The organism is Zhihengliuella sp. (assembly GCF_031178195.1).
Classification (GTDB): Bacteria; Actinomycetota; Actinomycetes; order Actinomycetales; family Micrococcaceae; genus Zhihengliuella.
Genome location: NZ_JAPSJL010000004.1, coordinates 75905 through 97683, shown reverse-complemented (window position 1 = coordinate 97683; position 21779 = coordinate 75905). Strand labels below are relative to the sequence as shown.

The window sequence follows — 21779 nt, the reverse complement described above, 5'->3', positions numbered from 1 at the left end:
TTTCAGTCAACAGCCCCTAGACTGAAATCATGGACGTGGACATGTTCGTAAACGCCAGTACTGGTTCGGTCGTACCGATCCAGGGAACCGATCCCAAGGCCGGCCCCTGGGAGCACATGGCGTTCGTGCCTGCTCCCCTCACTGAAATCGGGCCCCCGGCCCTCTCCGGCAAGACCTACCTCGCCGTCGCGAATGCGCGGGCTGCTCTTGCCGCTCTCGACGCAACTGCTCGACAACTGCCCAACCCCCAGCTTCTCCGGCGCCCGACCCTCCAGCGCGAAGCGCAGAGCACGTCCGCCCTCGAAGGAACTTACGCACCACTCGCGGAAGTACTCACCGCGGCTGACGACCAGCCATATGGCTCCAACATGCGTGAAATCCTCAACTACGTTTCCATGGCGAGTCTGGCGTTCTCGAGGACCGACAGCGGATGGCCACTCACCGTGGGCTTCCTCTGCGACATGCAACGGACACTCGTACTCGGTACCAAAAATGAAGGTCCGGAGACGGGTCGGATCCGTAGGACACAAGTTGCAGTCGGGCGCCGAGCAGAAGCCAGTTTCGATGAGCTCCCGGTTCGGGCCGCCCGATTTATACCCTCTCCACCAGGTCAGGACCTAGAAGCCAACGTGCGGGACTTCGTCGATTGGCTCACGGCGGATCACTCTGACGCCATCGACCCCGTAGTAGCCGCGGCTATGGCTCACTATCAGTTCGAAACCCTTCACCCCTTCCACGATGGGAACGGTCGACTTGGCCGGTTGCTGATAGTTCTGCAGTTGTATCTACACGGCGTTCTCAGTGAACCAACTCTGACCGTTTCACCCTGGTTCGAGTCCCGTCGAAAGATCTACTATGACCGGTTGCTCGATGTCAGTTGCGGGGGAAATTGGGACGACTACGTGGCTTTCTTCGCCACAGGCATACGGGAATCGGCAGACCTCACCCACCGACAGATGCTGGCGCTCGTCGAGCTCCAGAACTCCTTCCGAGAACGTGTTCGTGCTTCGAAACTCCGGGCTGACACTGCGCACCTGCTAGTCGATTTCGCGGTCGCGAACACGTCGTTCTCTGTGCGTCAGGTCGAATCGGCTCTCGAAGTTTCCTACGGCAGGGCCAATACTCTGGTGCAGCAATTGGTCGATCTGGGCATCCTGAGTGAATCGTTTTCCGGCGGTCCAACACGACGCTTCTTCGCTCCCGAAGTAGTTGACGTGATCATCAATACCAGGTGACCTTGACGGGAGGCGTCGCACGACAGCAGGGGAGGCCCCGGCCCGCGCGATCGCGAGCCGGGGCCTCCCCGGGAAAGTGCCCTATCCCTCCGTGATCGCGATGCGGCGCGGCTTGACCGCCTCGCTCTTCGGCACGCGGATCCGCAGCACGCCGTCGTTCAGTGTGGCACTCACTGCGTCGGCGTCCACGGCCTCGGCCAGACGGACCCGGTAGCTGAAGCGGCCGGTGCGGCGCGTGCGGTGCCGGAGCGTCCCCTCACGCTCCTGCTCCTTCAACTCGCCGGCGACCACCAGATCCGGGCCGGACAGCTCGATCGAGACATCCTCGCGCTTCACTCCGGGGAGCTCGACCTCGACCAGGTAGGCGTCGTCGGTCTCGCTGACATCCGCCAGCGGGGCCCAGCCGGCCGTCGACTGGTCCGAACGGCCGAAGGTCGAGTCCATCCAGTGACCCATCTGGGTGTAGAGGTCCTCGATCTCACGGAACGGATCCCAGCGCTCCGGCGTGCTGTTGGATCGCAGTACGGGCAGTGCCATGATTTCCACCTCCGTCATCTTCGACGATTCTCGTTTCGGGCGACCTGCGCGGTCCTTGCGCAGTCGATTATTCGAACGGCTCCTGCGCGGCTCCTATTCCCGGACTTGAGTATCTTCCGCTCAAGTTTTCAGTCGGGGGCGACCGCCTGTGCATACAGGTTCTGAACTGCTGACAGCCAAGTCCTGCAAGCACTCTTTTGGACGCTCGCACGTGGCGCCGCAAGCGGCACTCCTAGTCACCCGGAGGTCAAGGGCGTAGCCTCCAAAGCAAGCGAGAGGCCTCAGGGCCACTACCGGCCTACTTCGAAGAGCAGGGAGTTGTAGTGAGTTCAATGACAGCGAACGGTGTGCTCTCTTCCCCGAAGTCGATCACAGCGATTCCCGTGGGCCTGGTGTCGGGAGTCATCGCTTTCTGGCTGGGGAACCAGATGTTCCTCTGGATCTCCGGCTCCTCTCTGGTCTGGATGCGGGTCGCGGCGTCGATGTTGCTATTGGGTCTGGTCGCAGCGCTCGTCTACTTGGCCGGACATGCCATCTCCGCGGCGGCTGCCTGCGCAGCGGCCTTGCTCCTCCTCATGGCTGTCGGCCTCTCGACCGAAGTTTCGCCGGTCGCCGGCAATGTTCTCCTCGACACGGGCAATCTGCTCGGATACGGGGCTTGGACCCCTCTCCCGACAGTCCTCCTCGGGGCTCTCCTGGGAGGGGTACTCCTCCGGCGCCGGAGCTCAATCGCAACCGCTAGTCGTATCCACAATTCATAACCCGTGTGGGGTAGCGATCTAAACCACATAAGCTAGGGTGTCATTATGGGAACGACAGTCCTCTCGGGGTCAGCCATGAGCCAACAGAACACAATTTCGCGTGTAGGCTTCATTCACGCGATCGGTGCTCTCATCGCCTACGCAATCTGGCTGATCGAGTTTCAATCGATACGCCCGACCGTCTTCTCACTTACCGGCTGGTGGCCCCTACTCATGGGCGTTTCCGTGGCCGTCTCCGCACTGCTGCTTCTCTACATCAACGGCTCTAAAAAGGCTCGAATCGGCGCCTTGGGGAGCCTGCTGATCGCCGCACTGTGTGGAGTCTTCGAGGCGGGCGGCTTCGTTGTCTACAGCGCGTTCTTCGGGCTATCTCTGATCCTGTGGGCGTTCCTCTTCAGATCAGCGCTTCTCGCGATTGCCGCCGTCTTCAATTTCGGTGCCCCCTCGGCGGCATTCTGGTTATCCCACGAGCCTGTGCTTGCGCTTCAGCTAGGAATACTCGCACCCCTGTCGCTGATCCTCGCGACGTTTCTCTCTAGATATTTGGGGGCGGGCACAAGGACAGGAGACTCCCGGGGCATGTCGTCCTTTCCCGACGGCACCAAGGCGGGCTCCGTCCAGCGCGTGAGAACTGACCATTAATGGCAGAAACAAACCGATGCGCAGTGATCGTTACTCGCGCGCCTCTCCTCGCCCTCATGGCTTGCACTCCGGTCCTCGTCGGGTGCACGCCCCCCGCTGCTTCGGAGCTGGAGGGCCCTTGGGCTCAGGAGTTCGAGCAGGCACTGGACTCCGTCTCCTCTGATTTTCAGCGCGAAGTCCTGTCGAACGGGGAGGTCTCGCCGGCCGAGTACGCGGAGGCACAGCAACGATTCCGAGAATGCGCCGCCGCGTCTGGCCTCGAAGTGAAGACTCACCAAGAAGGTGGATTCTCTTTCAGCCACCCGAACCAGCAGGAGGGCGAGTCGATAGCGGAGTCGTGCAGCGCCGAGACATTGGACTATGTTGAGGCGCTCTACCTCGATCCCCTCGCCAATCCAGAGAACGTTCCCTGGGACGAGGCCTATCTGGAATGCCTGCAAGCGAGCGGGGTCGTTGAGGAATCCATGACTGTTGAAGACATGTCCAATTGGGAGTGGGACTACGACGATCCCGCCCAACGAGCCTGTAGCGAGGACCCCCTGAATACCGACAGCGCGGCCACTGGCTGATGACGGACCCGCAGCCCTCACATCGATTCCGCGAGGCACTGCCCTCACCGGGATCCAGATCGATCTGGGCCCTCTGCATCGTCGTGTCCCTGGTGCTCGGCGCCCTTCTGGGATTCGCCTTCGCCCCGGCGCCCTTGCCGAACGGGTTCAAGCAGAGCGTCGATCCCACCATCGACGTCGTGGCGGAACCGTTCGACGACGCTCGCGAGCTACGCGTGGAAGTCACCAGGCTGCCCGGCCAGATCGTACGTTCGCCGATCGACGGGACGATCACGCGGATCGACTGTGCTCCAGGCGGGACGTGGACCTCCGGGAGGGCGCCAGTCGCTATCGACGGATCTCCCCTGCTCGCTCTATCCACGAGCGTTCCGCCCTACCGCAGCATCTCACCCGGGACAACGGGCGCAGACGTCGAGGCGCTGCACGCAGAGCTGCGCCGACTGGGCACCGAGCCACCGGAGGGACCGCTCTTCACGGAGAAGTCTGCGGGCGCGCTCTCTCAGGTGCAGGCCAACGCGAACGCGCAGACTACAGGGACCCTCGATCCGCAAACCTCTATCTGGCTCTCCGAACCGGACACCCCCATATCGGAGTGCCCAGCTCAGACCGGACAGCGCGTCACGGCCGGCGAACCGCTCGCTGTGTCGCCCGATACGCTCGAGAATCTGAATCTCGCTGCGGTCCCTGAGGACGGCGTCCCCGGTGAACGCGTCGCCGTCCTCGGCGATCTCGAGATCCCTGCAAGCCCGGACGGGAGCTTGAAGCCCAATGCCGAGCAGATCGCTGAACTGCGCGACGCGCCCGTGGTCAAGGCGGCGCTAGACTCGGAAGCTGGCGTTCCCCTCACCGTGACTTGGCGGTTGGCGGAGCCTGTTCGAGCCGCGCCGCTCCCACCTTCGGCCCTTCTTGGCGACGGCGGGTCTACCTGCGTCATCGACCCGGACGGGGCTGCACATGCTGTCGATGTCCTCAGTTCCGAGCTCGGACGCACCTATGTGACCTTCTCGGAGCCAGCCCCGACGGCTGTGCGGACCGAACCGGATCCCAGAACGCCATGCCAGGGATGACCGCGGGGGATCATTCGACGATCCAGATCTCGCTCCGGGGTGTCGGGCATCGTTTCGGGGAGGGCCCCTGGCTGTTCCGCGGGGTCGACAGCACGTTCGTTGCCGGCGATCTGGTCGCCGTCACCGGTCCTTCCGGTAGTGGAAAGAGCACTCTCCTCTCCCTTGTCGCCGGAGGGGCGCCTACCGAGGGAACGATCGAGCGCAGCAGGGGCCGCCTGCAGTGGATCTTCCAGAACCCCTATGGGAGCGCGCATCGAAGCGCTGCCGACCACGTCGCCCTGCCATTCCTCGCACGCGGCATGAGCCGTGCCGAGGCAGAACCAGAGGTGCAACGGCTGCTCGAGAGGTTCAATCTTTCAGAGTCCTCAGCGACCCCGTTCCGCACGCTCTCCGGCGGGCAGGCGCAACGCCTCATGCTGGCCCGCGCACTGGCGGCTGAGCCGACGCTGATCCTCGTCGACGAACCCACCTCGCAGCTCGATCCCGTCAATGCCACCATGGTCATCGATGTCCTGCAGGAACTCGCGGGCGAGGACCGCACGGTCCTCATCGCGACGCATGATCCACGGGTCGCCGACCGGGCCACACAGCGTCTCATCCTCGGGGAGCGCGATGGCACCTCGTGAGCAAACGGGCCCACAGCCCTCAGGAATGAAGTTCAGCTCGATCTGCGGCGAAGCGACTCGCAATCTGGTGGGCGGCACGAGCCGGCTCGCTGCATGGTCACTCCTCGCCGCAGCTCTCATCGCAGTCCTGGCAGGCTATGCAGCCCACCAATCGGCAGCACAACTCCGGGCCGCCGACGCGTTCGTCCGCGACGGTGGGGCCACGTACGTCCTTGAAGCCGAGGGGGCGGTCAGCGGAACGGCTTGCCGGGCACTGGCGACTCACCCCGACGTCGTCGCTTCGTCAGCTCTCCGCGACCGTGCCGACGGAGTCCGTGCGCGATTCCTGCCCTCGACCCCGCTTCCAGCGTTCGAGGCCGGTCCAGGTTTCGTCGACATATTCGGCTCCCCGGGCGCGCTCGATTCCGAGTCGGCGCGCCGACCGAGCGGGTTCGCCCTCTCTGCTGACGCAGCCCTGACCCTCGGACTCGACAGCGGGGATCATCTTGATGTGGTCAACTCGGACGGCACCATCCGGACGATCACCGTCGACCAGGTCTACGACTTCCCAGACGGCTCCTCAGTACCCGTCCTCGGCTATGCAGCCATCAGCACCGTTCCGTCCAGCGGAACGTTCGATGCCTGCTGGCTACGAGTGAGGACCGCAGCCGCGCACCCGAACTCCCCGGTGCTGGCGCTCGCCCGGACTGCACTCCTCGGACTGGACGCAGGACAGAGTCAGATCAGCCAGTTGAACGGTCGGCTCGGAGACGCCGCGCCCGGGCCCCACAAGACCAGTTATGCAGCCAGCGCCGGGCTGCTGCTTCTCGCCTTCGTCGTCGGGGTGACTGTAGGCGCGGGCATGGTCCACACGCGGCGACTCGAGCTCGCCTCAGCGCTGCACTCGGGAGTCCGCCGCCCGGATCTAATCCAGCAGCACCTCATCGAAGCGGCCACCATTATGGTCCTCGGAGCTATTCTCGCTGCCCCCGTCGTCATCTATCTCGCATTCGACGGCGTGCCTGACCCCTCGACCGCGTTACCAGTCCTGAAGGGGATCAAGGCTGCCACCGCATTGGTCGCCGGTGTTCTCCTCGGAGCCGCTACGCGCGCCGCCACCATTCGTGAAAGCGACCTCTACGCATACTTCAGGGAGCGATAGCTAACCGGTCAAAAAATAGGCCGGCACGCTCGATGTGGCCGCGAGGCGAGAGGGGTCGTCCACGATCCTTTGCCCCGACAGCTGGCCAACGCGGCGCGCTCCGTGGTTCTGGACGCCATTTACCCCCTGCCCATCGAGCGGTAGATTCCGCCGTACCGACTCGGATGGGAAGGACCGGCGATGCCTCAACTGGTGCGCGTCCAGAACTTCATGCTCTCCCGCGACGGCTTCGGCTCCGGCGAGGGTCAGAGCCTCGAGCGCCCCTTCGGCCACGCGGCCCCGGCGCAGCTCGCTTCCTGGGCCGGCGCCACCGCGCACTGGCCGAATCGGACCGACCCTGGCGGGACCTACGGCCTCGACGACTACTTCACGCGCGACTTCCACAACAACATCGGCGCCGAGATCATGGGCCGCAACAAGTTCGGCCCGCAGCGCGGCCCGTGGGAGAACGAGGACTGGCAGGGCTGGTGGGGCGACGATCCGCCCTTCCGCACGCCGGTCTTCGTCCTGACGCACTACCCGCGGCCGTCCTTCTCCCTCTCCGACACGACCTTCCACTTCCGGGACGGCTCACCACAGGAGGTGCTGGAGGAGGCCTTCCAGGCGGCGGATGGCCAAGACGTGCGCATCGGCGGCGGCGTCGCGACCGTCCTGGAGTTCCTCGACGCTGACCTCGTCGACACCATGCACGTGGCGATGGCGCCGGTCGAGCTCGAGCGCGGCGAACGGCTCTGGCGCAGCCCGGAGGAGCTCACCGACCGCTTCCACCTCGAGGTCGTGCCGAGCCCCAGCGGGATCGTCCACCACCTCTTCTGGCGGAAGTAGAGATACGACGACGTCAGGTCGCCGCGCGCCGCCAGACGTCCTCGAGCGCGGGGTCGCCATCCGGGCCGCGCTCGAAGAGCTCGACCTCGAACCGGTCGATCAGCCGCAGCGGTGCGTCGAACCAGTACGTCTGGTCCGGGTCCCAGCCCGCCAGCATGGTGTGGGCACCGGGCAGCCCGTGGCCGGCGAGCGGGATCGGGTGCGTCGCCGTGGCGAGGTACCCGCCCACGGTGACATGCACGGCGTCGTACTGATCGGCCACCTGCTGCCAGTCGGGCATGAACCACGCGACATCGAGCCCGGTGACCTGGTAGTACTCGTGGCGGCGGGCCGGCGTGACGTCGAGCGGGAACGCCGCGACCAGGCGCGCCCACGCGTCCGGCGAGTCGATCTCGTAGACCCGCGGGGCCGCCGCGGGTGCCAGATCCAGAACGGTGACCGTGCCCGCCGTCAGTTCGAAGGAGTCCTCGATGCCGTGCAGCAGCAGGGGGATGCCGATCTCGGCGCCCGGCGCGAGCGCGTCGGCACCGGGCAGCGGAGTCGTCACCAGCAGATCGACCATCGCCGGTGTCGCCCACCAGTCGCCGCCGAAGTTCGCACACACGTCCCGGGGCCGGTCATTGCGGGCGCGGCGCACGTCCGCGTCCACGTGGCGCCGCCAGCGCTCGAGCTTGTCCCGGCCCTGCGCGTCGGTGCGGGACAGGTGCGGAGGGACGCGACGTTCGGGATTGAGCTCATCGATCCAGTCGATGTGCGCGGCCGGGTAGGTCAACCGCCCGGGCCCGGCGAGCAACGGCCGGTCCAGGGCAGCGAGGAACGGATGCTCCAGCAGCGCCTCGGCGGCCGGACGCAGCTCATCAGCCTTGCCCGGCTCGGCGAGGAGCACGTCCTCCGGGTGCGGCGGCTGCCAGTACATCGCCGAGAACACCGAGTCCACGAGGCTGCCCATCACGTCCGCCTCAGACAGGCCGCGCAGGGCGGCGGGCTTCGCGGTCGCCGGGCGGCCGGCGAACGGCTCGAGCGGTCCGAGCTGCCACCCGAACGTCGCCGGCGCGGCCTCTGGCCCGCCCGGCGCCTCGGGCTCGGCCGGAATTCCGGCGCGCAGGACCGCCTCCATCACGAACCGTCGCCCGCGCGGGCCGGCGAGCAGCGCCTCGGCATCCAAACGGGTGGGACCACCCGCCCCGCTCGGCGGCTCAGCTGACGGCGACGGCCCAGCCGACGACGGCGTGCCGCTCACGACGGCGCCCCACTCACGACGGCACCCCGGCACCGCCGTCGTCCTGCGTCTCCGGGGCGCCCCAGACGCCCTGCCGGACCTGCAGGACCAGCCACGGGCTGAAAGCGAAGGGGGCGGCGAGCACGGCGCGGCGGGCCTCGGCCGGGGCCACCCAGGACCACTCGGCCACCTCGTCCGGGCGCGGTTCCGGGTCGCGGGCCGCGACGGCGGTGAACACCGGGCAGACCTCGTTCTCCACGATCCCACTGGCGTCGCGGGCCCAGTAGCGGAAGTCGGGCAGCACGGGCTCGATCGCCCCGAGCTCCAGGCCGAGCTCGTACTCCGCACGGCGCGCCAGCGCGTCCTCGAACGGCTCCCCGGGCCCGGGGTGCCCGCAGAACGCGTTGGTCCAGACGCCAGGCCAGGCAACCTTGTCCAGGGACCGGCGGGTCATCAGGACGCGGCCGTCGGCGTCGAACACGTGGCAGGAGAACGCCTGGTGCAGCGGGGTGTCCTGACCGTGCACCAGCGCCTTGGGGTATGTCCCGGTGGGCGTCCCGTCCTGGTCCAGCAGGACCACCAGCTCCGTCATGCGCCCGTTCCCTCCGCACCGGTCTCGACCGGCCTCTCGACTTCAGGCGCATCTGGGCGGCCCCACTCAGCCCAGGAGCCGTCGTAGACCGCCACCTCGCGATTCCCGGTGAGGGTCGCGGCCAGCGCCACCACGCTCGCGGTCACGCCGGAGCCGCAGCTGGTGACCAGGCGACGGTCGCCGATCTCGGCGTCGAACACCCGGCGGAGCTCCTCGACCGGCAGGAACCGGCCGTCGCGCTGGAGCTCGGTGAACGGGAGATTCCGCGAGCCGGGCATGTGGCCGGCGCGCAGGCCGGGACGCGGCTCGGGCGCCTCGCCGGCGAACCGGTCGCGGCTGCGGGCGTCCACAACGGCGGTGCCCGGGTCGGCGAGGAGCATTGCCACGGTGTCGGCATCGACGAAGGCGTCGGGGTCGAGCTCGACGCTCACATTGCCGGACGGGCCGTCGTAGGTCGGCGCCGTGTCCTGGACGGGGTGCCCGGCGGTCTTCCAGGCGGGCAGACCGCCGTCGAGCACGGCCACGGCGAGACCTGCGGCGCGCAGCATCCACCAGGCGCGCGGCGCGGAGTAGAGGCCGGCGGCGTCGTACACCACCAGCGCGTCGCCGTCGTCGATGCCCAGCGAGCGCAGCGCCTCGGAGAACTGCTCGGCCCCGGGCATGGTGTGCGGGAGGTCGCCGGGCGCGGAGAAGGCGCCGTCGAGGTCGAAGGGGCGCGCGCCGGGGATGGCCTCGCCGTCGGGCAGGTGCGGGGCGATGGAGGCGTCGAGCACCACGACGCTGCCCAGGTGGGCGGCGAGCCAGTCGGTGTCGACGAGCGGGCCGGGGAGGGTCGGAGTTGCTTCGGACTGCTGCGTAGTGGACTCGGTCACCATGGGCCGATCCTACTCACGAAAAGTCGGAACTGGCCCGGAGAGGGGACGCCGAGGTCAGCTGCCTGCGATGTGGTCCGGGAGCTCAGAACGCCGGTGCCGCAGCTCGCGCTCCGCCCGGTTGAGCGGCGACCCCGTGTAACCGAGTGCCGCCAGATCGATGCTGCCGGCGGCCGTTGCGGCCGCGCGTGCCGCAGCCGGCACAGCGGTCTCCGGAAGGCCGATCGCGTCGGCGAACTCGGTCCAGTGACGCCAGCGCAGCCTACTCGTCCTGCCGGAGACCGGCACCGCCAGATCGAGGTCGAGGTCCGGGTAGGGCGCGGTCGACAGGACGTCGTAGAGGGGCGCCACCCGCCAGACGCCCTCGCCGTCGTCGAGCACCGAGATGTTCTTGGCGTGGAGGTCGCCATTGCCGGTGAGCCAGGCGAAGAGGAACTGCAGGAAGACGTTGCGGGCCGCCACCGGTCTCGCCCGGCAGACCTCCGCCACAGACGAGGCGATCTCCTCCGCGGTCACCCGGTACTTCGCCGCCGGCAGGATACCGAGCAGCTGCGCCGCGTCCTCCATGGCCCGGCGCACGGGGCGGCCGTCCGCCGTGGCCCGGTCGAAGCGCTCGACCAGGAGCCCGTCCGTTCCGTGCCGATCCCGGACGACCTCCGCGTGGGCGGTCGGCACCTTCAGGGACCGTGCCGCCAGCAGGTGGGCTGCCTCGTTGCGGACCAGGCCGGGGTACTCGGGCGGATCCATCTTGAGGATCGCGTCCCGCTCGCCCAGCCGGAGCGGTCGCGTGAGCATCACCGCGCTCGCCTTGCGCTGCACACCGGGCAGGGCGTGGAGGTCGACGGCGTCGGCCAGATCGGCGAAGTCGAGCTCCCCGATCGGCCCGGACGCCGCGGAGGGAGGAGCTTCGGGGGCCTCGCCGGCCGGGACCACCCGCACATCACCCGGCGTATCGGCGCCAACGGCCAGCAGCAGGGTCAATTCGTCGTCCAGGCTGGTGCGTGCCGCGCGCCGGAGGACCGTGAGCCGGTGCCCCTCGGGCAGAAGTCCGGCGAAGAAGGCCGGCAGTCCTCCGCCCGGGGTGCGGACGGGCTCCTCCCCGAGCGGAAGAGTCGTGGCGATCGGCGGTCCCGCGTACTTCGGGAGGTACTCGAAGGAAACGGCACCGTTGTCCGCACGTTCCAGACGGGCTGCGGGGGTGTCTCCCTTGTAGACGTCCGCGGCCTCGACCTGCCGGAGGCCGGAGAGGGAGGCAGCCGTCCGGGTCACGACGCCACCACGTTCAACCCGACGGCATTGGCCGCCGCGACGACGATCCGGAGCGCCTGTCCGCCGGTCCCCCGTTCGATCTCGCGCACGGTGCGCTCCGAGGCGCCGATCAGCTCGGCCAGGTCGCGCTGGGTCAAACCGTAGCCCTTCCGGGCGTGACGGATCCGGTCTCCGATGCGCTGCATATCGTCCATCGAGACTCCCCGCCCTCGTCCGACGGATCGGCAGGATCCTGCCGATTCCAGTTCTCCCCGAGGCAATTCTGCTCTAGAGATCGCCTTCCGGCAAGATCCTGCCGATTCGGTTCGCTTGGGCGGATCCAGCGTCTCCCTTGAGGAGGAATCGACACAATACTGCCGGTTCGGGCCCTCGCCCCGCCCGTCACTCAGCCCCGAGGGCGCTCAACCCTCGAGCTCGCCCAGCCCCGGCGGGTTCGCGCCGGCCCGGCTCACGGTGATCGCAGCGATGCGGACGCAGCGCTCCAGAATGGCCCGCAGGTCGTCGACGCCCAGGCGCTCCAGCGCCGACCGCGCCTCGGCCTCCCCCTCGCCGGCCCGCACACCGGCGTGCCGGGCCAAGCCGTCCAGCAGCCCGCCCATGAAGGAGTCGCCGGCACCGACCGTGTCCACCACGTCGACCCGCGGCGCCGGGACCTCCAGCCGGGTCCCGTCGCGGTGCACCGCCAGCACGCCGTCGCCGCCGCGCGTGACCACCACGATCCGCCCGCCGTCGGCCCACTCGGCCGCCACCGCCGCCGGGTCCTGCCCGGGGCGCAGCCACTCGAGGTCCTCGTCGCTGACCTTCACCACGTCCGCGATCCCCACCAGCCGCTCGACGCGCGGCCGCACGTCCGCGGGCTCGCCCATGAGGCTGGGCCGCAGGTTCGGGTCGTACGTGATGACGGCGCCGGCGACCTGGGCTCGCTCCAGCAGGTCCGCCGTCGCCTCGAAGCTGGGGCCGTCCACCGCGGCGATCGACCCGGTGTGCACCCAGCCGACGTCGTTCCCGATCTCGACCCGCGGCAGCTGGTACCGCACGTCGAACTCGTAGTCGGCCGCGCCGCCGTCGTTCAGGGTGGCGATCGCCACCGAGGTGGACTCCGAGGAGTACGACGCCGGGTGCACGCCCACCCCGGACTCCTCCAGGTGGGCGCGGATCGCCTGGCCGCGCGCGTCCTCGCCGATCCAGGTGACCAACTCGACCCGCTGCCCGAGGCGGCCGAGGCCGAGCGCCACGTTCGCCGGGCTGCCGCCGGGGTGCTCGGCGCTGCGACCGTCGGTGGAGCGGACGACGTCGATCAGCGCTTCGCCGACCACGAGGAAACGGGACATGGGACCTCCGGGGATTGGTGCAGGGATCGCCGGCTCGGGGCCGGGACAGGCTCGGCACGAAGCCTAGTCGGCCCCGGCCGGAGTGTCATGGTTCGTTTCGTCGGCCGGTCGCACTCCGGGACGGGCCGAGACCCGGGCTGGCACCGGCCCCGGTCACCGTCCGCAGACCTCTGGTCGGCGGGACCGTTCAGGGGCATCATGGGGACTGACGGACCCCCGAGGACCTCCCCGCGACGCAAGGACAGGCACCATGGCAGCCAACGGCAATCCCACCTGGGTCGATGTCTCCCTCCCGGACGTCGGCTCCTCCCAGGACTTCTACTCGTCCCTCTTCGGCTGGACCTTCGAGGACCAGGGCGAGGAGTACGGCCACTACCACATGATCAAGGCCGAGGACGGGCGCGTGCTCGGCGGCGCCATGGCCGCTGCGCCGGACGACCCGACCCCGCCCGCCTGGACGGTCTACCTGGCGACCGACGACCTCACCGGCACACTGGAGCGCGCCAAGGAGGCCGGCGGCACGGTCCTCTTCGACGCCATGCCGACCGGCGAGCTCGGCACCATGGCCATCGCCACCGCGCCGTCCGGCGCCGCCTTCGGACTGTGGGAGCCGAAGACGTTCGACGGGTTCGATGCCGTCGACGCCTCCGGACACCCCGTGTGGTTCGAGACGATGTCCGGGGACTACGACGCCGATCTGAAGTTCTACGCGAAGGCCCTGGGCTGGGAGCCGGCCGCGATGGACGGCGTCCGCTACTCCACCAACCGGCCGGGCGAGGCCGCGACGGCCGGCATCTGCGACGCGGCAGAGTTCCTGCCCGCCGGCACACCGTCCTATTGGCGCGTCTACTTCCGCGTGGACAACACGGACGACGCCGTCGCCCGGCTCCTGGAGCTCGGCGGCCGGGTGCTCGACGGCCCGCAGGACTCGCCGTTCGGGCGGCTCGCGACCGTCGCCGACCCGAGCGGCGTGTCCTTCCAGATGATCATGCCGTCAGAGGCCTAGTTCCTGGTCAACTCAATAGTTCGCTGCGGATGAGGAACCGCTTGCCCTCCGGTGCCTCGACCGAAAAACCGGCTCCGCGGCCGTCGACCACGTCCACCGTCAGGTGGGTGTGCTTCCAGTAGGCGAACTGCTCCACGGACATCCAGAAGTCCAGCTCGCCCAGCACCCGGCCGTCGTCGTCCGGCAGTTCGAAGGTCCCGAGCAGCACGTCCGCGTCGCCGGTCCTGAAGTCCCCCGCCGGGAAACACATCGGCGACGAGCCGTCGCAGCACCCGCCGGACTGATGGAACATCAGAGGTCCGTGCCGGGCCCAGAGCCTCCGCAGCAGTTCCACGGCTACTGGACTCAGGGCCACGCGGGAGGCCTCCTCCCCCTCGATCCGCGGGCGCGCTTCGAGGCGCGCGCCGCCGGCCCCGGATCCGCCCTCGTGCGCTCCCATGTCTAGAAGAAGCCGAGCTTGTTGTGGTTGTAGCTGACCAGCAGATTCTTGGTCTGCTGGTAGTGCTCCAGCATCATCAGGTGCGTCTCGCGGCCGATGCCCGAGGACTTGTACCCGCCGAACGCGGCGTGCGCCGGGTAGGCGTGGTAGTTGTTCACCCAGACGCGCCCGGCCTGGATGTCGCGGCCGGCCCGGTAGGCGACGGACCCGTCGCGCGACCACACGCCGGCACCGAGCCCGTAGAGGGTGTCGTTCGCGAGGGCGAGTGCATCGTCGTAGTCCGTGAACCTGGCCACCGAGACCACGGGGCCGAAGATCTCCTCCTGGAAGATCCGCATGGAGTTCTGTCCCTCGAAAATCGTCGGCTGGACGTAGAACCCCTCCGACAGCTCGCCGCCGAGGTCGGCGCGGCCGCCGCCGGTGAGGACCTTGGCGCCCTCCTGCCGGCCGATGTCGATGTAGCTGAGGATCTTCTCCAGCTGGTCGTTGGAGGCCTGCGCGCCCATCATCGTGTCCGTGTCCAGCGGGTTGCCCTGGACAATCGCCTGGGTGCGCGGCACCACGTCGCCGAGGAACTTGTCGTAGATCGACTCCTGAACCAGGGCACGTGACGGGCACGTGCAGACCTCGCCCTGGTTGAGGGCGAACAGCGTGAACCCCTCCTGCGCCTTGTCGTAGAACGCGTCGTCGGCGGCGGCGATGTCCTCGAAGAAGACGTTCGGGCTCTTGCCGCCGAGCTCCAGCGTGACGGGGATGAGGTTCTCCGAGGCATACTGCATGATCAGCCGGCCCGTGGTGGTCTCGCCGGTGAACGCGATCTTCCGGATGCGCTTGTTGGCCGCCAGCGGCTTGCCCGCCTCGAGACCGAACCCATTGACGATGTTCAGCACGCCGGCCGGCAGCAGATCGCCGATCAGCTCGGCCAGGGCGAGGATCGACGTCGGTGTCTGCTCCGCGGGCTTGAGAACGACGGCGTTGCCGGCGGCGAGCGCCGGCGCCAGCTTCCAGACAGCCATCAGGATCGGGAAGTTCCAGGGGATGATCTGTCCGACCACGCCGAGCGGCTCGTGGAAGTGGTAGGCCGTGGTGTCGTCGTCGATCTGGGACAGGCGTCCCTCCTGCGCTCGAATCGCCCCGGCGTAGTAGCGGAAGTGGTCCACGGCCAGGGGCAGATCGGCGTTGAGCGTCTCGCGGACGGCCTTGCCGTTGTCCCAGGTCTCGGCGACGGCGAGCATCTCGAGGTTCTCCTCCATCCGGTCCGCGATGCGGTGGAGGATCAGGGCGCGCTCGGCCGCGCTCGTCTTCCCCCACGCCGGTGCGGCCGCGTGGGCGGCGTCGAGGGCAGCCTCGATGTCCTCGGCCGTGCCGCGGCCGACCTCGCAGAAACCCTGCCCGGTCACGGGCGTGACGTTCTCGAAGTACTCGCCCTTGATGGGGGCCTTCCACTCGCCGCCGATGTAGTGGTCGTACCGCGGCTTGAAGGTGACGAGCGATCCCTCGGTGCCGGGGTTGGCGTAGACGGTCATGGCAACTCCTTCGTCGATTGGTGTGCCGTGCATCACGGCCCCATGGAGACGAAGCTACGCCCGGGCAGGTTGCAACAACGTTGCAACGATGACGCTCCGAGCTCGGTCAGGCCCCGTCGGCGGTGTCCAGCCGCTCCAACCGGGAGACGATGACGGCGCGGCGCGGAGACCTGGGGGGCAGGATGCGCAGCGCCGTCCGCAGCGCCTCGACGTCCTCAGCGGCCTCGGGCAGCTCCAGGTACTGCATCAGCGCCTCCGGTCCGGCGTCGGACAGCATGGCCTCGCGCAGCGCACCCGAGAGCTCAGCACGGATCGCGACGACGCCGGGTGCGGCGGACCGCGGGAGGACCTGGCCGGCGTAGGTCTCGAGCGCACGCCGGTAGTGCCCGCGGCCGATGAGCTCCAGGACCCGGCGCGCGTCGCAGTCCGGGGTGGGCTCGAACCGGTACGGGCGCGAGACGAGCCCGACGGCGGCTCCCTCGGCCGCATCGGCGGGGAGTGCCGCACGGAGGGCCTGGCGCAGCCGGACGAGTTCGGCCCGGAGCGTGACGGTCCGCGCGTCATCCCCGAAGAGCTCGACGGCGAGCCGGTCCGCCGTCAGTCCCGCCTCCCCGTGCCAGGCCAGCAGCGCGAGGATCTCGCCATGGCGGCCGCCGAACCGGACCGTGCCGGCGGCGCAGTCGAGCACCGCCTCGTCGGACCCCAGAATGCGCAGCACCGATCGGCCCGACGGTCGAGCGTCACGGGAGGTCGCCGGGGACGCCGGTCGGCGAGCGTGGGTGGGGCGCCGGCCGACGGTCCCCGTCGAAGCGGCCAGCTGGAGGCCTTGCAGGCGGAGCTCCGCCTCCGCCGCGGCGACGGCAGCGCGCACCATCCCCATCGAGTGGGCCGCCACCGCCTCCGAGCCGCCGGTGAGGTCGACGACACCGAGGAGTTGGCCGTCCGGAGCGTGGATCGGAGACGCGGTGCAGCTGAACCGGTGGGCGATCTCGCTGAAGTGCTCGGCCCCGCTGACCTGAACACCCTGGCCCGTGGCCAGGGCGGTGCCGGGCGCCGAGGTGCCGACGGAGCGCTCGGACCAGTCCGCGCCGGGGACGAAGGCCATGCCCTCGGCGCGGCGGACGGCGTCGTCGTCGCCCTCGACGCAGAGGAGCCGGCCCTCAGCGTCTCCCACGGCGATGAGCAGGCCGGTGTCCCGAGCGGGCTCCACCAGCAGACGAGTGATAACGGGCAGGACGGCGGCGAGCGGGTGGTCACGACGGTACGCGGAGAGATCCGCGGACTGGAGTGCGACGGAGGGCTCGATCCGGCCAGGGGTCAGGAAGCCGAGGGAACGGCGCCAGGATTCGCCCACGACGGGGCGGAGCAGCTCGAACGCTCCCCCGGCAGCGGAGCCGAGGACGTCGTGTGCCGCGAGGGCAGAGCGCTGGAGGGCCGGCTGGGCCGGCGTCGCCACGGACATGGCGCACCCCCTCGTCGTATGACGGACATCACCTTTCGGTGCTGGCAGTCTAGCCCAGTCCAGCCTCGGGTCAGTCGGCGAAGTAGAGCGAGGAGTGCAGCCGGCAGCCGGGATTGAAATCGGCACCGCAGCGCGGGCAGGACTCGATCGCCAGATAGTCGGCGATGGTCAGTTCCGCGCGGCAGACGCCGCAGAGGACGGCCGCAACGTCGCGTTCCTCCGGCGGCCACGGAACGGCCGCGTGGTCGGCATGCTCCTCATGGCAGAGGTGGCACGGATAGTACGCGCGGCAGCAGTGGAACTTGATCGCGACGACGTCGAGCACCGAGCGGTAGTGGACGCACCGCGTCTGCCCGTCCACCGTGCTGCCGAGAACCTCCGGCATCGGCTCCCCTTCGCGTCGCCCCAAACTGTTGGGGCGATTCTACGCAGGCGCTCCCCCTCCCCGGCCGTACTATCGGTAGGGCGGTGCGCCCGATCAGCGCAGTGAGAGGGGTGCCTGCAATCGGCCCCGGCGTCGTGAGCGGAAAGGGTCGTCATGCGCAATACCGGATTCCGCCTGGCGATGGTGGTGGCTGGGCTCTACGCGGCCTTCGCAGGTTTCATGTTCACGAGCATGGCCGACGAGTCCACGATTCCCGGAGCCGCCCGAGTGGAAGTCAGCGGCGAGTCGGCGACAACCGGCGGCGTCGGCCTGACACAGCTCATCCAGAATCTCTCGGACGACTCCGAGGCGACCATCGTCAAACGCCGACGCGACCTGCATGATGCGCGGACGAGGCACTTCTACGTCGTCCTCGACGATGCGGCACGCGCGGAGGCGCGTTGGTTGACCGACAGATACCCGTCGTTCACCTCCGGCATCGAGACGCTAGTCCACCCCGCTGCTGACCTCGAAGGCTTGGACCCCCGGGGTACCTACTACGTACTCGGAGGCCGGGAGAGCATCGCGGCCGTGGAGTCGACCTTCCAGTCGCTCGGCTATACGACGACGAGCGACAATGGCGATGCATCGATCGGCCAGGCCATCGCCTGGTTCGTCGGTGGGCCCGCGGGCTCCGCGACACTGGTCGCCGTTCTCCTGATCGCGCTCCTGGCCGGCGTTTCCGTCATCTCGTCAGTCAAGTCATATGCGATCCAACGACTGCACGGATTCCGAAAGCGAACGGCAATTTGCCGCGATCTCCGGCGCTTGGCCCCATTCTCCTTGCTGGCCGTCATCTGCGTCGGCACGATCAGCTGGGGTTGCCTCTGGTGGTACAACGGACTCAATCAATTCGGCATGTTCATCCGAGTCAGTGGAGCGATCTTCGTTGCAGCCGCGCTGCTGGCGATCGTCGTCCATGTCGCCACTGTCGTGATCGTCTGGGACACACGACTGCTCGAAGGGATCAAGGGTCGCCTCGGCTTTCGCGTCGCGGTTCCAGGCGCGTATTTCATCAGGCTTCCCGGCCTCTTCCTGGCGGTTTCGCTCGTCACCGGCGCCTTCGCAGCAGCCGGTGCTGCTCTGGAGGCCGGTCAGGCGCGCGCCGATCTGGCGGCGGCTGGCAATGCCGCCACCATGACTTTCGAAGCCAGCGTGCCGCCGGAAGAAATGGACCGGCTGGCTTACGAGTCCGGTGCCTGGCTCAAGGAGGAGGACCTGGCCGGGCGGACGATCGCAGCCATCCCGCTCTCGTTGGACGGAGAGGGCGCTCAAGCTGAAGGCGATGTGCTTCTCGTCAATAACAAGTACCTCGAACTGAACCCCGTGCTGGATGTGGATGGAGTGCCGGTCGCGGGAGCGGGATCCGAGGCCGCCAAGGTCCTGGTTCCCGCGGGTTCGTCCACGTCGGTGGAGAACATCGAGAACGCCTTGCCGGAGTCACTCGGTCGAGGCGATACACGCCTTTCGCTAGAGATTCAGACGATCCGCCCCGGGCAGTCGCACTTCCTGTACGAGCCACGACCGGATGCCCGGCAGCGACCCGTCAGCCTCAGCGACGTGGCGGTGGTTGTCGCGGGTCCGGAGTCCGGGCTCATCCGAGATGACGACTACATGGCATACGCCAGCCAAGGTCGCGTGCTGGTGACCGACGCTGCGGAGGCAGTGCGGAACACCCCGCCCGAGCTGATGGGACAGTGGATCTCCGCGTACATCCCCGTGGCCCAGTCAGCGGCAGACGAGTACGCCGCGAAGGTAGCGACCCTGCGCGTAGAGGCCGCGACCGCCATCGTTGCTCTGGGTGTTCTGCTCGCGACGGCCATCGGCTTGGCCCAGATGCACGTCCGCGGCAACGCCCAGACGATCCTCGTGCGGCATCTCCACGGGTGGACCTTCATCCGCACGCACCGCTGGTTGCTCGCCGCGGAGCTCGCACTCCTCGGCATCGTCACATGCTGGGCGTTGGTCCGAGCGTCCACTCTGGCGATCCGAGAGCACTCCGCGGCCGACGTGCTCCGGGGCGCGGACTTGGCCGTCGCCGTCTGGCAGCCCTGGGCCGTCCTGATCGTCGCTATTCTCAACGTCGGTCTGCTGACCGCCTGCGTATTCTTCAGGACCCGGTCGATGGTCCGCACCCACTCCGAGGAGACAGCATGAGCAACATCGTCGTCACCGGCGCCGCCAAATCCTTCGGTCGCCGCGCGATTCTCAACGGTCTGGATCTGGACGCCCCTGCCGGCCAGATGACCGCCTTGACGGGGCGTTCCGGTTCGGGCAAGTCGACCCTTCTGAACTGCATCGGGCTGATGGAGAAGCTGGACCGCGGTTCGATCGAAGTCGGAGGTCGGGACATCAGCCGCTTCGGCCCCGAACGCAGGCGCCGATTCCGGCGCGATTCGCTGGGGTACATGTTCCAGAACTACGCGCTGATCGAGAACGCCTCGGTGCGCGAGAATCTAGAGGTGGCCCTGGCCGCCCGAGGGTCCGCAGCTCTCGCGACCGCCGACTTCGATGGCGCCCTCGACCGAGTGGGCCTCGCAGGCCGGGGACGTGAGCCGGTCTACACGCTCTCAGGCGGCGAGCAGCAGCGCGTCGCTTTGGCACGACTCATCGTCAAGCGCCCCGCTGTGGTGCTCGCCGACGAGCCCACGGGAGCGCTGGATCGAGGCAACACGGCCATGGTGCTCCGTGAACTCGAGCGGATCGCCTCCGAGGGGGCTGCCGTCGTCGTGGCGACGCATTCGAGGGACGTCGCGCACGCCTGCGCCGCCGTCGTCAGCTTGTCGTAGGCGTCCAGACCGCCGTCCGGGAGGTACGGCTACCCGCCGAACTGGCCGGCGTCGCGCTCGACGAGGTCATCCACGTCCTCGCCCTGCCACGTCTCCGGCTGTCCGTTGAGACCCTCGCGCCCGTCCGGGACGCCGGGCCGCTGGGCGAACACGTCCCGCGGGGTGAGGGAGAAGCCCTGCCAGTGCATCTCCATCGGCGACTGGTCCTCGTCCCGGGGGACGTGGTGGAACCCGACGGCGACCCAGGACACCACGTCCTGGAGCGGCTCGTCCTTGCCGTTCTCGATGAAGTCCAGAACGCCGCGGCCGCAGTCGGCGGGGTTGTAGGTCGCGTAGAGCTCGCAGTCCTTCGCGTTGGTGAACGCGACGTCGTAGCCCGCGTCGGGACCGTGGTGGTGCTCGTCGCGCAGCGCGGTGAAGGAGTCCGTCTTCTCCAGGCCGATCTCGTAGGAGATCGGATGTCCGTCCGCGTTGAGCGTCTCCGGGGACAGGACCCGCCACCAGCGGCGGTCGGCCTTCCTGGCCACGGCCGGGTGCTCGATGCGGGCCAGCGTCCCCTCCACGACCCGGGACTCGTCGCCCTCCTCGCCGGTGTCGACGGCGTCGTACTGCTCGACGGCCTGCGGGCCGTCGCCGAGCCCCCAGTCGACGCGCCACACCGCGTTGTGCGAGTGGCTCGCCGCGTAGTCAGCCTCGCCTTCGCCCACGGCCCAGCCGTGCTCCTCGTCGGCGTAGTCCACCGGAGAGAGATCGCCGGTGGCGCCGAGCTGCGGGCGGATGGCACCAGAGGCGGTGAAGGTGTACTGGCTGATGTACTCGTACCAACCCACCTTGGAGATGGCGTAGACGTTCCACTCGCTCGTCTGGGCGGTGGTCAAGGTCCCGTTCTCGAACGAGCGGTACCCGAGGCCCGCCTCCGCACTGGCGGAGCAGAGGACCTCCCGCTCCGGCGACGGCCCGTACTCTCCGTCGCCGATGTTCGGGATCGCCGTGGCGTGCCGCTCGCCGGCGCACTCCTCCTCGGTGAGCGTCTTCATTCGGGTGCCGCCGAACCCGGCGTCGGTGATGTCGCTCGTGAGCCGCTCCCCGCTGTCGTACGGGACCTCGAGCTGCCCGAGGGCGATGGAGTCGATGATCCTCTGGGCACCCTGGTCGGGCGAGGAGTAGACGACGTCGGACAGGACGAGGCCGCGGTCGGCGTCGACGCTCCAGCACATCGTCCAGGCGGCGCCGTTCTCGAACTCGTGGATCAGGGGTTCGCCGGCGGCGCATTCCGGGGTAGCCGCGGGAGTCTCGTTCTGGTTTGCGCCGTCCACTGCGGTGCCGCCGCAGGCCACAAGCATCGAAAGAAGCGCGACTGACGCCGTGCCGACCAGAATCCGCTGCTGTGCTCTCATCGTTTCCACCTTATCGAGGGACATGGCGCAACCCGCTGTCCTGCTTGTCC

The 21779-nt window shown here is 68.5% G+C and carries 23 protein-coding genes; 11 read left to right on the top strand and 12 right to left on the bottom strand.

The features are described from left to right. Window positions 1-29 precede the first annotated feature (29 nt). Window positions 30-1235 (top strand): Fic/DOC family N-terminal domain-containing protein, encoded by a 1206-nt coding sequence (locus tag RIN46_RS07785; protein ID WP_309081562.1) that lies wholly within the window; start codon window positions 30-32, stop codon window positions 1233-1235. Between the two features lie 81 nt (window positions 1236-1316). Here RIN46_RS07785 and RIN46_RS07780 read toward each other — a convergent pair whose 3' ends face one another. Then, entirely contained in the window at window positions 1317-1772 is a 456-nt protein-coding gene (locus RIN46_RS07780; RefSeq protein WP_309081561.1) for an Hsp20/alpha crystallin family protein, read from the bottom strand. Between the two features lie 332 nt (window positions 1773-2104). Here RIN46_RS07780 and RIN46_RS07775 point away from each other — a divergent pair, with 332 nt between their 5' ends. From RIN46_RS07775 to RIN46_RS07745, 7 genes are all read left to right on the top strand, one after another. Beyond that, window positions 2105-2533 (top strand): hypothetical protein, encoded by a 429-nt coding sequence (locus RIN46_RS07775; RefSeq protein WP_309081560.1) that lies wholly within the window; start codon window positions 2105-2107, stop codon window positions 2531-2533. A gap of 75 nt (window positions 2534-2608) precedes the next feature. Next, window positions 2609-3175 (top strand): hypothetical protein, encoded by a 567-nt coding sequence (locus RIN46_RS07770; RefSeq protein ID WP_309081559.1) that lies wholly within the window; start codon window positions 2609-2611, stop codon window positions 3173-3175. Next, complete coding sequence (locus tag RIN46_RS07765; RefSeq protein ID WP_309081558.1) at window positions 3175-3744, top strand: hypothetical protein; 570 nt, start codon at window positions 3175-3177, stop codon at window positions 3742-3744. The genes RIN46_RS07770 and RIN46_RS07765 overlap by 1 nt, the downstream gene beginning before the upstream one ends. Beyond that, complete coding sequence (locus tag RIN46_RS07760; protein WP_309081557.1) at window positions 3744-4811, top strand: hypothetical protein; 1068 nt, start codon at window positions 3744-3746, stop codon at window positions 4809-4811. The genes RIN46_RS07765 and RIN46_RS07760 overlap by 1 nt, the downstream gene beginning before the upstream one ends. Beyond that, on the top strand, window positions 4808-5437 hold the full coding sequence (locus RIN46_RS07755) for an ATP-binding cassette domain-containing protein (RefSeq protein ID WP_309081556.1): 630 nt from the start codon (window positions 4808-4810) through the stop codon (window positions 5435-5437). Before RIN46_RS07760 ends, RIN46_RS07755 begins: the two co-directional genes overlap by 4 nt. 25 nt (window positions 5438-5462) lie before the next feature. Beyond that, window positions 5463-6578 carry a hypothetical protein gene (locus tag RIN46_RS07750; RefSeq protein WP_309081555.1) on the top strand — a complete coding sequence of 372 codons (1116 nt, stop codon included), beginning with the start codon at window positions 5463-5465 and terminating at the stop codon, window positions 6576-6578. A 180-nt stretch (window positions 6579-6758) separates the two neighbouring features. After that, a complete protein-coding gene (locus tag RIN46_RS07745) occupies window positions 6759-7403 on the top strand; it encodes a deaminase (RefSeq protein WP_309081554.1) in 645 nt (214 codons plus the stop codon). A gap of 13 nt (window positions 7404-7416) precedes the next feature. On the opposite strand, the gene RIN46_RS07740 is transcribed toward RIN46_RS07745, so the two are convergent. The 6 genes from RIN46_RS07740 to RIN46_RS07715 form a co-directional block, all read right to left on the bottom strand. Then, on the bottom strand, window positions 7417-8568 hold the full coding sequence (locus RIN46_RS07740) for a hypothetical protein (RefSeq protein WP_309081553.1): 1152 nt from the start codon (window positions 8566-8568) through the stop codon (window positions 7417-7419). An 88-nt stretch (window positions 8569-8656) separates the two neighbouring features. Further along, the gene (gene idi / locus RIN46_RS07735) at window positions 8657-9214 is read right to left on the bottom strand and encodes an isopentenyl-diphosphate Delta-isomerase (protein ID WP_309081552.1); all 558 of its coding nucleotides are present in this window, start codon (window positions 9212-9214) and stop codon (window positions 8657-8659) included. Continuing rightward, a complete protein-coding gene (locus tag RIN46_RS07730; protein WP_309081551.1) occupies window positions 9211-10089 on the bottom strand; it encodes a sulfurtransferase in 879 nt (292 codons plus the stop codon). The genes idi and RIN46_RS07730 overlap by 4 nt, the downstream gene beginning before the upstream one ends. A gap of 54 nt (window positions 10090-10143) precedes the next feature. Next, window positions 10144-11355: a HipA domain-containing protein gene (locus tag RIN46_RS07725; RefSeq protein ID WP_309081550.1), complete on the bottom strand. Its 1212-nt coding sequence runs from the start codon at window positions 11353-11355 to the stop codon at window positions 10144-10146. Next, entirely contained in the window at window positions 11352-11549 is a 198-nt protein-coding gene (locus RIN46_RS07720; RefSeq protein WP_309081549.1) for a helix-turn-helix domain-containing protein, read from the bottom strand. Before RIN46_RS07720 ends, RIN46_RS07725 begins: the two co-directional genes overlap by 4 nt. Before the next feature lie 207 nt (window positions 11550-11756). Beyond that, window positions 11757-12686, bottom strand: a complete 930-nt coding sequence (locus RIN46_RS07715) for a carbohydrate kinase (protein WP_309081548.1) — start codon at window positions 12684-12686, stop codon at window positions 11757-11759. A gap of 250 nt (window positions 12687-12936) precedes the next feature. Here RIN46_RS07715 and RIN46_RS07710 point away from each other — a divergent pair, with 250 nt between their 5' ends. Then, window positions 12937-13692 (top strand): VOC family protein, encoded by a 756-nt coding sequence (locus RIN46_RS07710; protein WP_309081547.1) that lies wholly within the window; start codon window positions 12937-12939, stop codon window positions 13690-13692. Between the two features lie 7 nt (window positions 13693-13699). Here the strand turns inward: RIN46_RS07710 and RIN46_RS07705 are convergent, their stop codons facing one another. The 4 genes from RIN46_RS07705 to RIN46_RS07690 all read right to left on the bottom strand — a co-directional run bounded on the left by RIN46_RS07705 (window position 13700) and on the right by RIN46_RS07690 (window position 17504). Then, a complete protein-coding gene (locus RIN46_RS07705) occupies window positions 13700-14131 on the bottom strand; it encodes a DUF779 domain-containing protein (RefSeq protein ID WP_309081546.1) in 432 nt (143 codons plus the stop codon). 2 nt (window positions 14132-14133) lie between these two features. Then, window positions 14134-15657, bottom strand: a complete 1524-nt coding sequence (gene adh / locus RIN46_RS07700; RefSeq protein WP_309081545.1) for an aldehyde dehydrogenase — start codon at window positions 15655-15657, stop codon at window positions 14134-14136. A 106-nt stretch (window positions 15658-15763) separates the two neighbouring features. After that, a complete protein-coding gene (locus tag RIN46_RS07695; RefSeq protein ID WP_309081544.1) occupies window positions 15764-17119 on the bottom strand; it encodes a GAF domain-containing protein in 1356 nt (451 codons plus the stop codon). A 70-nt stretch (window positions 17120-17189) separates the two neighbouring features. Continuing rightward, window positions 17190-17504 carry a CHY zinc finger protein gene (locus RIN46_RS07690; protein ID WP_309081543.1) on the bottom strand — a complete coding sequence of 105 codons (315 nt, stop codon included), beginning with the start codon at window positions 17502-17504 and terminating at the stop codon, window positions 17190-17192. A 153-nt stretch (window positions 17505-17657) separates the two neighbouring features. Here RIN46_RS07690 and RIN46_RS07685 point away from each other — a divergent pair, with 153 nt between their 5' ends. Beyond that, window positions 17658-19700, top strand: a complete 2043-nt coding sequence (locus RIN46_RS07685; protein ID WP_309081542.1) for a hypothetical protein — start codon at window positions 17658-17660, stop codon at window positions 19698-19700. Next, window positions 19697-20332 (top strand): ATP-binding cassette domain-containing protein, encoded by a 636-nt coding sequence (locus RIN46_RS07680; RefSeq protein WP_309081541.1) that lies wholly within the window; start codon window positions 19697-19699, stop codon window positions 20330-20332. Before RIN46_RS07685 ends, RIN46_RS07680 begins: the two co-directional genes overlap by 4 nt. 29 nt (window positions 20333-20361) lie before the next feature. Here the strand turns inward: RIN46_RS07680 and RIN46_RS07675 are convergent, their stop codons facing one another. After that, the gene (locus RIN46_RS07675) at window positions 20362-21729 is read right to left on the bottom strand and encodes a copper amine oxidase (RefSeq protein WP_309081540.1); all 1368 of its coding nucleotides are present in this window, start codon (window positions 21727-21729) and stop codon (window positions 20362-20364) included. Window positions 21730-21779: the final 50 nt, after the last annotated feature.